This is a genomic window from Streptomyces sp. NPDC091287 (genome assembly GCF_044768525.1).
Lineage (GTDB): Bacteria > Actinomycetota > Actinomycetes > Streptomycetales > Streptomycetaceae > Streptomyces.
The window spans coordinates 211,982-226,290 of the sequence record NZ_JBIVUV010000001.1 but is presented as its reverse complement, the minus strand read 5'-3'; the positions used below and the strand labels follow the sequence as shown (position 1 = coordinate 226,290).

Annotated in this window: 9 protein-coding genes and 2 pseudogenes; 4 read left to right on the top strand and 7 right to left on the bottom strand. The window is 73.0% G+C overall.

Annotated elements, in window-relative coordinates; all coding sequences use genetic code 11:
* Window positions 1-53: 53 nt before the first annotated feature.
* A complete protein-coding gene (locus ACIQRW_RS00910; protein WP_403752470.1) occupies window positions 54-506 on the bottom strand; it encodes a MarR family winged helix-turn-helix transcriptional regulator in 453 nt (150 codons plus the stop codon).
* A 52-nt stretch (window positions 507-558) separates the two neighbouring features.
* On the opposite strand from ACIQRW_RS00910, the gene ACIQRW_RS00905 reads away from it, so the two are divergent.
* The 3 genes from ACIQRW_RS00905 (at window position 559) to ACIQRW_RS00895 (ending at window position 4,554) form a co-directional block, all read left to right on the top strand.
* Window positions 559-966: a hypothetical protein gene (locus ACIQRW_RS00905; RefSeq protein ID WP_403752467.1), complete on the top strand. Its 408-nt coding sequence runs from the start codon at window positions 559-561 to the stop codon at window positions 964-966.
* 61 nt (window positions 967-1,027) lie between these two features.
* Entirely contained in the window at window positions 1,028-3,403 is a 2,376-nt protein-coding gene (locus ACIQRW_RS00900) for an ATP-binding cassette domain-containing protein (RefSeq protein WP_403752464.1), read from the top strand.
* Window positions 3,404-3,579: 176 nt separating this feature from the next.
* Window positions 3,580-4,554 carry an acyl-ACP desaturase gene (locus tag ACIQRW_RS00895; protein WP_403752461.1) on the top strand — a complete coding sequence of 325 codons (975 nt, stop codon included), beginning with the start codon at window positions 3,580-3,582 and terminating at the stop codon, window positions 4,552-4,554.
* A 58-nt stretch (window positions 4,555-4,612) separates the two neighbouring features.
* On the opposite strand, the gene ACIQRW_RS00890 is transcribed toward ACIQRW_RS00895, so the two are convergent.
* From ACIQRW_RS00890 to ACIQRW_RS00870, 5 genes and pseudogenes are all read right to left on the bottom strand, one after another.
* On the bottom strand, window positions 4,613-7,996 hold the full coding sequence (locus ACIQRW_RS00890; RefSeq protein WP_403752458.1) for a hypothetical protein: 3,384 nt from the start codon (window positions 7,994-7,996) through the stop codon (window positions 4,613-4,615).
* Between the two features lie 103 nt (window positions 7,997-8,099).
* A complete protein-coding gene (locus ACIQRW_RS00885) occupies window positions 8,100-8,354 on the bottom strand; it encodes a WhiB family transcriptional regulator (protein WP_026290061.1) in 255 nt (84 codons plus the stop codon).
* A gap of 114 nt (window positions 8,355-8,468) precedes the next feature.
* Entirely contained in the window at window positions 8,469-9,263 is a 795-nt protein-coding gene (locus ACIQRW_RS00880) for a VOC family protein (RefSeq protein ID WP_403752455.1), read from the bottom strand.
* A gap of 281 nt (window positions 9,264-9,544) precedes the next feature.
* Window positions 9,545-10,428, bottom strand: a pseudogene (locus ACIQRW_RS00875) (LLM class flavin-dependent oxidoreductase).
* Between the two features lie 5 nt (window positions 10,429-10,433).
* Window positions 10,434-10,595: pseudogene (locus tag ACIQRW_RS00870) on the bottom strand (sulfonate ABC transporter substrate-binding protein); the annotation flags it as partial.
* A gap of 192 nt (window positions 10,596-10,787) precedes the next feature.
* On the opposite strand from ACIQRW_RS00870, the gene ACIQRW_RS00865 reads away from it, so the two are divergent.
* Window positions 10,788-13,016: a DEAD/DEAH box helicase gene (locus ACIQRW_RS00865; RefSeq protein WP_403752452.1), complete on the top strand. Its 2,229-nt coding sequence runs from the start codon at window positions 10,788-10,790 to the stop codon at window positions 13,014-13,016.
* Between the two features lie 91 nt (window positions 13,017-13,107).
* On the opposite strand, the gene ACIQRW_RS00860 is transcribed toward ACIQRW_RS00865, so the two are convergent.
* On the bottom strand, window positions 13,108-14,157 hold the full coding sequence (locus ACIQRW_RS00860) for a multicopper oxidase domain-containing protein (RefSeq protein ID WP_403752449.1): 1,050 nt from the start codon (window positions 14,155-14,157) through the stop codon (window positions 13,108-13,110).
* Window positions 14,158-14,309 lie beyond the last annotated feature (152 nt).

Sequence of the window (14,309 nt, the reverse complement as noted above, 5' to 3'; positions counted from 1 at the left end):
ACCGGCCGGGCGGGGCGGTTGAGCCGGGGCACGGATCCAGGTGGCGCGGGCGGCTACTGATCCGGGCTCCGGCGGATCGCGTCGGCGAGCGTGCGCAGGCTCCGCAGGAAGCTCTCCCGGTCGAGGTCCGCCAGTTGTCCCAGCCAGGCCTCCTCGCCCCGCTGGATCTCATCCCTCACCGCGTCCCGGAGCCGGCGGCCCTCGGGAGTCAGGGAGAGCAGTCGGGCCCGGCGGTCCTGCGGGTCGGGCCTGCGCACGAGCAGATGGCGCGATTCCAGGTCGTCCAGCACGGTGATGATGCGGGTCTTGTCGGCGTTGATGGCGGCCGCCAGTGCGGCCTGGGTGCGCAGGGGCGTCTCACCGAGGGCCGACAGCACCACATATCCCCACATGCTCAGCCCATGCGCGTCCAGCACGGGTTGCTCGGCGGCCACCAGCGCCCGACCGAAGGGGACGACCATCGCGGCGAGGTCGGGACGGGGCTCGTTTTCGGCGGCGGCGTTCACAGTGCCGAATCTAAGCGTTGACAGATGATAAGCGCAAGCAGATCATCTGCACATGCCTACGAAAATCCTGAGGTCCTCCTGGACGGCCGGGCAGCTGGACGGCCTGCCCGGCCCGGTCCTGGTCAGCATCACCGACTTCGCCCCCCGCAGACGCCGCGATCTGCCCGGGATATACCGGGCGGCACGCCGCCTGTCCGCCGACTGGCAGGAGCTGGAGGGGGCGCACGGAATGTGGCTGTGGGCGGAGCGGACCGGCCGGCGATGCGGGGCTGTGGCCGTCTGGTGCGATCACCACGCTCTGCGCGGTTTCGTCGACTGGCCGCCGCACGTGGAGATCATGCGGACCTACCACGGTCGGGGGCGGCTGACCTCGACCACCTGGGACGCCGAGTCCTTTGCGCCGGGAGACGTCTGGGCGCGGTCGCGGGCTCGCCTGATGAGCGTGGGCGCGGACGGGTGACATCGGATCGCCCGGGAAAAGGGGACAGAAGCTGTCGGGTATACCGCCTAGCGTCGGCCTCATGGATCGCTTCCCCGAGCACGACGCGGAGCCGGGCACCTCTGGCTCCGCGCACCGCGACATCGTCATCACCGGCGCGCGCGAGAACAATCTGCGCGACGTCTCCCTCCGGATCCCCAAGGGCCGCATCACCGTCTTCACCGGCGTGTCCGGATCGGGCAAGTCGTCGGTCGTCTTCGACACGATCGCCGTGGAGTCGCAGCGGCAGCTGAACGAGACCTTCACCTCGTTCCTCCGCAACCGGCTGCCGAAGTACGAGCGGCCGCACGTCGAGTCCGTCGAGGACCTGTCGGTGGCCATCGTGATCGACCAGAAGCCGCTCGGCGGCAACGTCCGCTCCACGGTCGGCACGGCGACCGACATCTGGTCGGTGATCCGGGTGCTCTTCTCCCGCCGCGGGACCCCGAGCGCGGGCGGGGCGACCGCGTACTCGTTCAACGACCCCAGCGGGATGTGCCCGGAGTGCGACGGGGTGGGGCGCACGGTCCAGCTGGATCTCGACCGGGCGATCGACTGGTCGAAGTCGCTGAACGAGGGGGCGCTGCTGCTGCCCGGCCTGACGGTGGGCAGCTGGGAGTGGAATCTGTACGGGGGGTCGGGGCGCTTCGACAACGATCTGCCCCTGTCCGAGTTCGGCGAGGAGGAACGGCGGATCCTGCTGCACGGTTCCGGGTTCAGCGTTCGCATCGACATGCGGACCGGCTCGGCGGACATGAAGTTCGAGGGGGTCGTGACCCGGTTCGAGCGGCTGCACCTCAAGCGCGACACCGCCTCGCTGTCCGAGAAGCGGCGCGAGGCGGCCGCCCGGTTCACCGTGGAGCGGGTGTGCGGGGCCTGCGGCGGGGCACGGCTGAACGCGGCGGCGCTCGCCACCCGGATCGACGGTTTCTCGCCCGCCGACTACGGGCGGATGGAGGTCTCCGAACTCGTCGGCGTCCTGGAGCGGATCGACGATCCGGTGGGCGGGCCCATCGCCACCGCCGCCCGGGAACGGCTGGAGCGGCTGGTCGGCATCGGGCTCGGGTATCTGAGCCTGGACCGGGAGACCACGACCCTGTCGGGGGGCGAAGGTCAGCGCCTCAAGATGGTGCGGCACCTGGGCAGTTCGCTCACCGGGCTGACGTTCGTCTTCGACGAGCCCAGCGTCGGCCTGCATCCGCGCGATGTCGGGCGGCTGGGCGATCTGCTGGTGCGGCTGCGCGACAAGGGCAACACGGTGCTGGTCGTCGAGCACGACCCGGATGTGATGGCCGTCGCCGACCACGTCGTCGACATGGGGCCGCGGGCCGGGGCGGACGGCGGTCACATCGTCTTCGAGGGGACCTACGAGCGGCTGCGCGATGCCGACACGCTCACCGGCCGCGCGTTGCGCGGCCGCACCCCGCTCAAGGAGACCGTCCGCTCCCCCACCGGCCGGCTCGCGGTGTACGGGGCCGACCTGCACAACCTCAAGGGCCTGGACGTGGCGTTCCCCACCGGGGTGCTGACCGCGGTGACGGGGGTGGCGGGATCCGGGAAGTCGACCCTGGTGTCGCGGGTGTTCACGGCGGCGTACCCGGAGGCGGTGGTGATCGACCAGAGCGCGATCACGGCCTCGTCGCGCTCCACCCCCGCCTCGTACATCGGCGCGCTGGACGCCATCCGCAAGGTGTTCGCCCGGGAGAACGGCGTGGACGCGGGTCTGTTCAGCTTCAACTCCGCCGGGGCCTGCGCGGGTTGCTCGGGCCGTGGAGAGATCTCGACCGACCTGGCGTTCATGGATCCGGTCACCACGACCTGCCCGGAGTGCGAGGGCCGCCGCTTCCACGACGATGTGCTGAAGCACCGGGTCTCCGGCCGGTCGATCGTGGACGTCCTGGACATGACGGCGGCGCGGGCGGCCGGGCTGTTCGAGGATCCGGTGCTGCTGCGGAAGCTGCGCACCCTCGACGCGGTCGGCCTCACCTACCTCACCCTGGGGCAGCCGCTCTCCTCCCTGTCGGGCGGCGAGCGTCAGCGGATCAAGCTCGCCACCCAGCTGCACCGCACCTCCAGCGTGTACGTGCTGGACGAGCCGACGACCGGGCTGCACCTGGCGGACACGGGCACGCTGGTGGATCTGCTGGACCGGCTGGTCGACGCGGGGAACACGGTGATCTGCGTGGAGCACAACCTGGATGTGGTCAAGCGGGCGGACTGGGTGATCGACCTCGGTCCGGACGGCGGCAAGGGCGGCGGGGAGCTGGTCTTCGAGGGGACGCCCGCCGATCTGCTCGCTCATCCGACGTCCGTCACCGGCCACTATCTGCGCCGGGATCCGGGGGTGGGACCACGCCCGGGCACCGGGGCGGAGCGGCCTCGGAACCCAGGGGTGGAGCAACCCATTCCGGAACGGTGAAACGGGGCCCGGAAAGGCCAGGGGAGGGCTCTCGCACACCCCCTCACCTGGCCGGATGACTCCGTGTGTCCGGCCGTTCCCGGGGGCGGGCTTGGCTTTGGCCTTACGGTCGCCTTAACCTACGGTCACGTAACCTACGAAGCCGTAGGTAATTCTCCCGTCCCCAGGAGCTCCCCGTGACGATCACCTCTCCCCACCTCGGCAGTTCGAAGGCGTGGACCGACGCCCAACTGCTGTACGCGCTGGAAGAGGTGGTGGAGAAGGAACTCAACCGCCATCTCAAGGTCGCCAAGGACTGGATGCCCCACGAGTACGTCCCCTTCTCCGACGGCCGGAACTTCCCCGGCGTCTTCGAGGACGGCGAGGCGTGGACGGCCGACCAGTCCAAGGTCACCGACATCGGCAAGATCGCCCTCGTGGTGAACCTCCTCACCGAGGACAACCTCCCCAGCTACCACCACGAGATCGCCTCCCTCTTCGGCCGCGACGGCGCGTGGGGCACCTGGGTGCACCGCTGGACCGCCGAGGAGGGCCGCCACGGCATCGTGATGCGCGACTACCTGCTCACCTCGCGCGCCGTGGACCCGGACAAGCTGGAGCAGTTCCGCATGGCGCACATGGCGGAGGGCTTCGAGTCGGACAACCGGCACTCGATGCTGCACTCCGTCGCGTACGTCGCCTTCCAGGAGCTGGCCACCCGCGTCTCGCACCGCAACACCGGCCACCAGTCCGGCGACCCGGTCTGCGACCGGATGCTGGCCCGGATCGCGACCGACGAGAACCTCCACATGGTCTTCTACCGCAATCTCCTGGGCGCCGCCTTCGAGCTGGCCCCGGACCTGACCATGCAGGCCGTGCGCGACGTCGTCGTCGACTTCCGGATGCCCGGACACGGCATGCCCGGCTTCGAGCGGGCCGCCGCGCAGATGGCGATCGGCGAGATCTACAACATGCGCATCCACCACGACGACGTGATCCAGCCCGTGCTGCGCTTCCTGAAGGTCATGGACGTCGACGGGCTCGGCCCGGAGGGTGCGAAGGCCCAGGAGGAGCTCGGTCTGTACATGAGCGGGCTGGACAGCGAGGCGTCGAAGTTCGACGAGAAGCTCGCCGCCCGCAAGGCCCGGATGGTGGCGCGCGGCCGCGCCTGATCCCCACCCGGGGCCCTGATGCGTCAGGTGCCCCGGGCCCGCCGGATCCAGGACGCCCCTACTCCTCGGCGGTGGCCTCGGCGTACGCCACGTCGCGCACGTCGCCCGAGGTGTGCTGGCGGAGCATCCGCAGCTGGGTGCGCCACGGCCCGGTCCACCCGGTGCGCAGGCCGCACGCCACGGTCAGTTCCGCGGCGAGGAGCCCCTCGGCCGGATCCCCCGTCCCCGCCAGCCGTGCGACGACAAGCAGCAGGGTGTCCGGGTCGCCGGCCTCCGCCCCCTGGTATCCGGCGACCCGCCTGCCGACCGTTGCCGCGGTCCTGGCGGCGAGTGCGGGGCGGCCGCCGTGCAGGGCGGCCAGCGCGACCAGCTCGGTGTGCAGGGTGTCCGGGTCCCCCGCCAGGTCCAGGGAGCGCGAGAGCAGGGCGACGGCGTCCGGCACGAGGTCGCGGTGCGCGGCCAGGGTCCGGCCCGCGGCGGCGAGCACCACCGAGGCGGGCCGGTTGTTCGGACCGGCCCGCAGTGACAGCGTCCGGGCCACATGGCCGAGCCGCCGGCGGGCGGGCCGGTCGCGCTCCGCCCCGGCGTCGTCCGCGGTCTCGCCGGTGGCCAGCAGCGACAGGGCGCGGACCAGGGCCCCGACCGTATCCGGGGTGGTCAGGGCCGCGTCCACGAGGGCGTCGGCGGCCGGGCGCCATCTCCCCCGCCGGTCCAGGTCGGTGACCGCGTCGACCAGGGCGGCGGCGGCCCCGGGAGCCCACGGCAGGAACGGGACGAGCGCACGGTGGGCGAGGTCGGCGACCTGGTCGTCGTCCCCCTTGCACACATGGTGGATGAGCGCGGCGTAGCGGTCCCGGAAGCGGGGTTCCACCTCCATGGGGCACACCCGCAGCAGTGCGACGCGCAGCGCACGCTCCCCCAGCGCCGCGTCCTTCGTCATCTTCCATACGCGTACGTCGCCGAGCAGCGGCGTTCCGGCGGCCACACAGGCGGCCCGCACGTCGAGGTGCTGGCCGGGCTGCCCGTACGCGTCGGCGAGGAGGCCGGCCGCCTCCGCGCGGGGCAGCAGGGCGGCGGCGAGGCGGACCATCTCCTTGCGGCTTGTCACCTTGCCGGTGCCGGGACCCGTGCGGGCGGCGAGCAGGGGGGCCAGCCGGGAGGGTCGGGTGTGCGCGGCGGCGCGGCCCGCCGCGTACACGGCGACGCGGGCCCGGTCGTCGCCCGCGTGGGCGAGCAGCTCGGGCAGGGACTCGGCGGGCCGGTCGGTGTGGGCGAGCGCGGCGAGCGCGGCCTCCGCGAGCACCACGTCCCGGTCGTCGGTCCAGGCGCGTACGGCGTCGGCGCCCCGCCCGGGTATGCGGGCGAGCTGCCCCAGGGCGGCGGTGCGCAGATACAGCGGCAGCTTCTCGTCCGTGACCGTGCGCTCCACCGCGCGCTGTGCGGAACGCTGCTGACGGGGCGTCCAGCGCTCGGCTCCGGCGACCTCGACGGTCCATGGCGCTCCGGGCGCGAGGAACCGGCCCCGGGGCGGTGTCCCGTCGAGGTACGCCGCCAGCAGGTCCGTCCGCCGGCGGCTCACGACGCGCCGGACGTCGGGGAGCGCGATGGCGGAGGGGTGCCGGGCGAGCAGCGATTCGGCCCGCTCGTCCCGGCCGGCCGGGGCCCTGAGCCACAGGGCGGCGGCGGTCCGGGCGGCCGTGGCGTCCCCGTAGTTCACCGCCTGCCACAGCAGGTCCTGGAGGCCGGGCATGGCGTCGGCGCGACGGCCCACGGCGCGGGCCAGGGCCAGGACGAGGCCGTAGTCGGAGCGTTCCGCGCCCGCTTCCAGCCAGGGCCGCAGCGCGTCGAAGACGGTGTGCTCCTGGCCCCGGCGCAGCGTCCGGTCCAGTCGGCCGAAGTCCGCGCTGCCGCTGGTGCCGGTGATCCGGACCAGGGTGCGCAGCGCCCAGTTGAGCAGGTCGCGCTGGCCGGTCACCGCGTGTTCGCGCAGCGCGCCGACGGCCAGGGAGCCGAGGACGGAGCGGGTGGCCGCCGAGGAGTCGCGGGCCTCCACGGCGTCGGCGGCGATGCGGTCGAGCAGCGGTTCCACCGCGTCGGTGAAGAGCGCGGGCCGCACCCCGGCCAGGGCGGTGAGGGCGGTGGAGCGGACGGGGTCCTGCTCGTTGCGCAGCCGCAGCAGGTCCTCCAGCACGGTGGCGACGGTGGCCGGATCGCCGGAGCGGCCCGCGCCGGCGACGAGCAGCGCCCACGCCGTGGCGCGGTCGTCGGCGGCGGGCCCGCGGGTGGCGGTCAGGAGCTGTTCGCGTCCCTCGTCGACGGGGAGGTGGGACACGGCGTCGAGGACGGCGGCGTCGTCACCGCGGGCACGGGCCCGGTCCGCCGCCCGCCGGGCCACGGCCGCGACCCGGTTACGGGGCAGCGCGTCCAGGAGCCGGGTGTCGACGGTGGCCGTCGGTGCTCCCTCGCCCCTCTCCTCGGTGACCGCCTCGTGGAGTGCGGCGCGACGGCCGGGCGGCAGGGCGCGGAGGATCCTGGGCCCCGGGCCCGCCGGGTCCGCGGCACTGAGGGCCAGTTCGACGAGAAGGGTGTCGGGCAGGGCGCGGACGAGGCGGCGCAGCTGGGTTCCGCTGAGTACGTGGAGCACCCGTGCGCAGACGTCCGGCCTGATGGCGAGGCGGGCGAGCCTGACCGGATCGGCTGCGACGAGATGCCCGAGGGGGGCGCCCAGCACCACCGGGAGCCGGGTGGGGCCGAACCGTTCGAGGAGGTCGAGCACCCGGTGCGGAAGAGCCCGGGTCGCGGCGACGATGCCCCGGGGGTGCCCGTACCCGTGCCACCAGGCGTCCCGGGCCGTCACGGGGAGGCCGGCCAGTTCTTCCTCGGCGGAGTCCAGGACCGGTCCGGGGTGGTGGTGGCCGAGCGAGGACCAGCAGGCCGTCGAGCGCCGCAGTTCGGGCAGCAGCGTCCTGACCGTCGTGGCCGAGCACCCGGGCAGCAGGCGGGCCGCCTCGATGTCGCCGTGGGTGTCGCGCTCGGCGAGCACCAGGCGGTCGGCGAGTGCGGTGCGGCGGTCGGCGACGATCGCCCGCACGAGGTGGCGGCGCACGGCGGCGGGCGCGTCGGCGAAGGCCCTCTCGTACGCCGTGTCCGGCACCCCGAGCGTCCGCGCCGCGCGCAGGGCGTGCCCGCGCACGACGGCGTCCTCGTCGGCGAGACGCGCCCCGATCCACTCGGCGTCCCGGCCGACCGCGGCGGCGATCACCGCGATCCGGCGCTCGTACGGATCGCCGTCCTCCAGTTCGTCGAGGACGGCGCGCAGCGACCCCTGGTCGGCCAGTCGGCTCGCTCTGACCGCCAGTTCGCTCATGCGCCCCACGTGGGACAGCGGTTCGAGCGCGTCGAGCAGGGCGGCGGCGAGGACGAGGGGCGGTGCGTCGGTCATGGCCCGATTGTGCCGGGCCCGCCCCGAACACCCCAGGGGTTTACGGTGCGAGAGTGCGTGCCGGACGCCGCGGGCCAGACGAGACTTTGGCCTTTCGCGGTGTTCAGCCCCGGTCGCGGCCTTCTCTGCGCAGCCGCTCGCGCTCCTTCTCCGACAGCCCGCCCCAGACGCCGAACCGCTCGTCGTTGGCGAGGGCGTACTCCAGGCAGGCCAGTCGGCCTTCGCAGGCGTTGCACAGCTGCTTGGCCTCGCGGGTCGAACTGCCCGGGGCCGGGAAGAAGAACTCGGGCCCGGCCTGCGCGCACAACGCGGACTCCTGCCAGGCGAGCGCGTCGTCGGTCACGGTGTTGATCAGCATGGTGCACACGGTGCCCGGTGGCGATAAACAACTGATCAACGATTCATCAATTCGCTCCGAGGGCGGCCACGGAGCACTCGCCGGAGCCTCCGGGACCGCGGTACCCGCCCGTGGCTACTGCCTCGGCTCGGGCCTCATGACCGCGAAGACCGCCCCGTACGGATCGGCGACGTTGGCCATCTTGCCGACACCGGGCACGTCCATGGCGGCCAGGGTCTCCGTGCCGCCGAGCCGCTTGGCCTCGGCCACCGTGGCGTCGACGTCGGCCACGGCGAAGTACGGCAGCCAGTGCGGGCCCCGGGCGGCCTCGGACGGGACGTCGCCCATCCGGACCAGGCCGCCGAACGACGCGTCCGGGCCGGCCCCGGCCGGGTGGACGGTGGTGTAGGTGTAGTCGGTGCCCTCCACCTTCAACTGGTCGGTCCCCCAGCCGAAGACGGTTCCGAAGAAGGCGGCCGCCGCCGGGACGTCGGAGGTGTACAGCTCGGCCCAGAGGAACGAGCCGGGCTCCTGGACGACGCCGAAGCCGGGATGCTCCTTCGGCTGCCAGGCGCCGAAGTACGCCCCGGCCGGGTCCGTGAAGCCGCCCACGCTGCCGAAGTCCAGGACGTCCATCGGCTCGAACGCGGCGGCGCCGCCTGCCCGCTCCACCGCCGCGGCGGTGGCGGCGATGTCGGGTGACTGGAAGGAGACCGACCAGGCGCTGGGCGACTCCTCCTCCGACACCGTCATCACACCGCCGACGTACCGGCCGTCCAGGGTGAGCATTCCGTAGCCGCCGACCTCGGGGCCGCCGGGGATCAGGCCCCACCCGAACAGCTCCCGGTAGAAGGCGGTGGCCCCGTCGAGGTCGGGGGTGCCGAGATCGACCCAGTTGGGCGCTCCGTCGAGGAAGGTGGGGCTGATCATGGCGTGCTCCTCAGTCGGTCCGGGTGATCCTGCTCGTCCTGTGCTGCCGGGTGGTTCCTCTCGTTCCGAGTCTTGCACCGGGCACCGATGACCGCAGTCCGCGCGGGGCCGACCGGGGTGCGATACACCGGCGGAGCCGCGGGGCCCCGGCTCCGGGCGGTCCGGTGGGAGCCGGGGCCGACGGTGATCGCTTCTGTCACGCGGCTCAGCGTAGACAGCGCCGGGGTGCCGGGGCGAAGCGTTGGACCGGCGCGTCGTCCCCGCCGTCGGGCGATGGTCGTTCAGCGCCGTACGTCGAGGGACGGCAGCACGGTCTCGGCGACGCGGTAGGCCTCCTCCAGCAGGGGGTTGCCGGACAGGATGAAGGTGTCGACGCCCAAGTCCTGCAATTCCCGCAGGCGTTCGACGACCTGGGCAGTTGAGCCGACGACCGCCGTGCCGGGACCTGGTCGGAAGAGGCTCATGCCCGGCCACATGTTGGGGTGGACCTCCAGCTCCCGTACGCGGGCGGGGACCCCGCCGCCGTGCTGGCGGAACTGCCGCTGCCGGCCGACGCCGTCCTCGGTGTCGCGGACGATGAGGTGCAGCCGCAGCCCGACGCGCAGGGTACGTCCGTGGGCGGCGGCCCGCGCCCTGACCCGCTCCAGCTTCTCCTTCAGCAGGTGCGGCGGCTCGCCCCAGGCGAGGAAGACGTCGACGTGTTCGGCGGCCATCTCGATGCCGGGGTCCGAGGAGCCGCCGAACCAGAGCGGGATGTGCGGGTCCTGGACGGGCTTCAGCTCGCGGAAGGACGCGCCCGCGTCCCTCAGGTCGTAGAAGCGGCCCCGGTGGTCGAGCACCTCGCCCGCGGTGGGCCGCTTGACGATCGACCAGTACTCGGCGCTCAGCTCGTACCGCTCGTCGTGCTCCACATGGAGCCCGAGATCAGTCCCGGGTGGACGGCGAGCAGCGGCTTGAACCGGGTGCTGGTGGACGCGGCCAGCGCACTGCCGAGGGGCCAGACGTCGTAGAGGTCGGTGGCGAGCAACGCGCCGCTGTAGCCGAGCTGTTCGACCGTTCCGGCGAGCCTGCTGAGATAGCCGAGGTCGACGGGGCGCCGGCCGGCCGGCTCCCAGGGGTAGGCGCCTTCGCGCGGGATGATGTACCACAGGACTTCGGCTGCCATGTCCCTCAGACCGCCTTGGTGGGTGCGTGGGCGACGGCGTCCGCCACGGTGACCGGGCGCTCGATGAAGCCGGTGCGGTGGAAGATGTCGGCGGCCTCCTGCTGTTCGGCGAGGAACGCGTCGCCGACCGCCTCGATCCGCCACGGCAGGGCGGCCAGGGCGCTCTCCCGAGTGCCCGCCGGGGCGTAGCGCCCTGCCGTCCGACGCGTCGCGCGACTGTTGGGGGGCAGCTGTGCACGCCCGGGGGCTGTCGGCGGTGCGTGGCACGATGGCGGGACAGCCGACGGAGCGGTTCCCGGGGCGGTGAGACACCGGCACCGGAGCGGCGGGACACCCACTCCGGGAACAGAAGGACGTACATGAAGCAGAGCGGGGCGGCGGGCGGCACGGCCCTCGGGACACTCGCGCACGGGGCCGCCGCGAGCCCGGTGCCGACAGGCGGCCCGGTCCGGGAGCTGCTCGCGCGGGCGGAGCGGCTCCTGGAGAGCGCCCGAGCCGTGCCGGCGGACCGGGGAGCCGCCGTGGACGCCGTGCGTTCCGTGCTCGATCCGCTGCTCGACTCCCTGGTGGGCCGGGAGCTGGCCGCGATCCCCGTATCCCGGCTCAAGGACGTCACCGAGGGGCGGCTGCGTCTCGGTGCGCTGGAGCAGGCCGGGTTCGGCACGGTCGGGCAGGTCCACGGCACGAACCGCTACGAGCTCCGGCAGCTCCCCGGCGTCGGCGCCCACACCGCGGATCAGGCGCTGGCCGCCGCCGCGCAGATCGCCCACGCCGTGCGGGACACCGTCTCGGTGCGGATCGACGTGGACGCCCCGGACGACACCAGCACCGCACTGGTCGTCGCCCTGCACCGGCTGGCCGAGGCCGGTACGGACGCGCGGCGGGCGGTGGACGCGGCCCGTCGGCTCGCCGAGCGGCTCGGCCCTCCGGTGGCGGCGGCCGCACCGGCCGGGAGCCGGCTGCGCATGCTGTTCACGGGACGGGAGGCGCGGGCGCGGGCGCGCGAGGCCGTCGGCTCGGTGCACGCGGCCCTGGCGGACGCCGTGGAGCGGGAGCTGCCGGTGCTCTTCGCCCAGGCGTCGGCCGACCTGCTGCGGTCACCGGCGTCGCCGGCCGAGGCCTGGGTGGACTTCGAGCTGCGGTCCGCCGAGTACTACAGCCTGCTCGCCGAGCTGTCCGGCAGCGGTCCGGACCGGGACGCCGCCGAGGGGTTCCTGCCCGCCGGGATCGCGGACCAGGTACGCGCGCTGCGCCTGGACGACACGCATCTGCGGGTGTCCCTGCGCGGCTATCAGGCGTTCGGGGCGCGCTTCGCACTGGCGCAGAAGCGGGTCGTCATCGGGGACGAGATGGGGCTCGGCAAGACCGTGCAGGCCATCGCGGCGCTCGCCCATCTCGCCGCCCACGGCGAAAGCCACTTCCTCGTGGTCTGCCCGGCGAGCGTGCTGATCAACTGGACGCGGGAGATCCGGGCCCGCTCCACCCTGCGCGCCGTGCCGGTGCACGGTGCGGAGCGGACCGAGGCGTTCGCGGACTGGCGGGAGAACGGCGGGGTGGCGGTGACCACGTTCGACGCGTTGCACCTGCTGCCCGAGGCGGCGGCCTCGGTGCGGCCCGGGATGCTGGTCGTGGACGAGGCCCACTTCGTGAAGAACCCCGCGGCCCGACGGTCGCGGGCGGTCGCCGGCTGGGCGGACCACGTGGAGCGGGTGCTGTTCCTCACGGGCACCCCGATGGAGAACCGGGTCGAGGAGTTCCGCAGCCTCGTGCGCCAGCTCCGCCCCGAACTCGCGCCGTCGGTCAGCGGTACGCACGGCGCGGCCGGTTCGCGGGCCTTCCGCCGGGCCGTCGCCCCCGCCTATCTCCGCCGCAACCAGGTCGACGTGCTGGCCGAACTCCCGGCGCTGGTCCACGTGGACGAGTGGGAGGAGTTCGGTGCCGAGGACCGGGACGCCTACCGGGAGGCGGTCGCCTCGGGGCGGTTCATGCGGATGCGCCGGGCCGCCTACGCCGTTCCCGGGTCCTCCGTCAAGCTGGAGCGGCTGCGCGAGCTGGTCGACGAGGCCCGGGAGACCGGCCTGAAGGTGGTCGTCTTCTCCTATTTCCGCGAGGTCCTCGCGACGGTCGGCGAAGCCCTGGGCCCGGACGCCTTCGGGCCGCTCGCCGGGAGCGTCCCGCCGGCCCGGCGGCAGGAGCTCGTCGACGCCTTCTCCGCCGTGGACGGGCACGCGGTGCTGCTGAGCCAGATCCAGGCCGGGGGCACCGGTCTGAACATGCAGGCCGCCTCCGTGGTCATCCTGTGCGAGCCGCAGATCAAACCCACGCTGGAACACCAGGCGGTGGCCCGTGCGCACCGGATGGGCCAGGTGCGCGCGGTCCAGGTGCACCGGCTGCTGGCCACGGACAGCGTCGACCAGCGCCTGGTAGAGCTGCTGGCCCGCAAGGACCGGCTCTTCGACGCATACGCCCGGCGCAGCGACCTGGCACAGACCACCCCGGACGCGGTGGACGTCTCCGACGCCGAACTGGCCCGGCGCATCGTCGAGGAGGAGCAGCAGCGGTTCGCGGACGACGCCCGCCGTCCGTGACCGGGGCCGCCCGCCGTCCGGGCCCGCCCTCCGTCCACGACCGGGCCCGCCCCCTCCGCGGGCCCCGTGACGGACGGGACCACGGACGGGGTCAGTGCTGGTGCTCCCCGGAGCCCTTCCCGGCGGTCTCGGCGGCACCCTTCGCACCGGCCTTCTCCTCGGTCTTCTTCTCCGCGCCGCCCGCCGCGTGGTGGGGTTCGTAGCCCGGAATGGTGCCGTCGGGCTTCTTGATCAGCAGGAGCCCGGCCATCCCCATGTCGGAGTGGCTCTGGACGTGGCAGTGGTACATCCACGCGCCCGCGCCCACGCGTTCGCCCGCGATGATCTGGAGGCCGAAGGAGTCCGCGGGGCCACAGATCTTGTTGTCGACGACCCGGCTCGGGTCGTCGGGGCCGGTGAGGATGCCGGTCCGGTTGTCCGCCCAGCGGTGACCGTGGATATGGAAGGTGTGGTAGTACTCACCGTGCGTGATCATGACGAATTCGAGCCGGTCACCCACCGTAGCCTCGAAGTTGACGCTGTTGTGGGCCGTCTTGTTGTTGATCATCATGTCGTTGAAGACGACCGTGCAGGTCTGGTCGGGCAGGATGTCGCCCTTGCGCCGCACGACGACCGGCCCGTACAGCCCCTTGCGGATGCCGCCGGTGCCGTGGTCCGTGCCGACGACGTGGTCGTGGTAGTGCCAGTAGCCCGCGCTGCCCGGCTCGTAGGTGCCGTCCTTGCGGACGCGCGGGGCGTGGGTGCGCCAGGTGTACGTACGGGTGCCGCCGGGCTCGACGTGACTCTTGTTCATCCGGGTGCCGTCGTTGGCGATGTCGTAGTCGACGCCGTGGACGTGGAGGCTGGCGTCGACGTCGGTGAGGTTCTCGAACTCGATGTGGACCGTGTCGCCCTCGTTCAGCTCGATGAGGGGGCCGGGGATCGAGGCCTTGCCCTTCTCGAAGCCGTAGCCCAGCTCGCCGTTCGGCAACTTCTCGGCGTACATCTTCAGTCGGCGCACCACACCGCCGGCCGGGGCCGTGCGCGGCGGATTCTCTGCCGAGCTCGCCTCCACCGCCCCGAGCGACAACGATGTCACGCCCGTCGCGGCCGCGGCCGCACCACCGACCAGCATCCGTCGGCTGAAGGTCCTTCGGTCCATGTCGAACTCCCCACTGCGATAAGGAAACCGGCGAAGCGGCCCACAAGAACGGCCGGAACGGGCCACACCGTAGCCGGGGCATCCCCGTTTATCCACACCCAGGACAAAGTTCACACGATTGCTGCCATACCTATTGGCGGACCGCGAAAAGA

Coding starts and splice junctions, on each gene's coding strand:
- ACIQRW_RS00880 (WP_403752455.1), bottom strand. CDS start 9,263: ATGATCAGCCCCACCTTCCTCGACGGAGCGCCCAACTGGGTCGATCTC.
- ACIQRW_RS00885 (WP_026290061.1), bottom strand. CDS start 8,354: ATGCTGATCAACACCGTGACCGACGACGCGCTCGCCTGGCAGGAGTCC.
- ACIQRW_RS00905 (WP_403752467.1), top strand. CDS start 559: ATGCCTACGAAAATCCTGAGGTCCTCCTGGACGGCCGGGCAGCTGGAC.
- ACIQRW_RS00900 (WP_403752464.1), top strand. CDS start 1,028: ATGGATCGCTTCCCCGAGCACGACGCGGAGCCGGGCACCTCTGGCTCC.
- ACIQRW_RS00865 (WP_403752452.1), top strand. CDS start 10,788: ATGAAGCAGAGCGGGGCGGCGGGCGGCACGGCCCTCGGGACACTCGCG.
- ACIQRW_RS00890 (WP_403752458.1), bottom strand. CDS start 7,996: ATGACCGACGCACCGCCCCTCGTCCTCGCCGCCGCCCTGCTCGACGCG.
- ACIQRW_RS00860 (WP_403752449.1), bottom strand. CDS start 14,157: ATGGACCGAAGGACCTTCAGCCGACGGATGCTGGTCGGTGGTGCGGCC.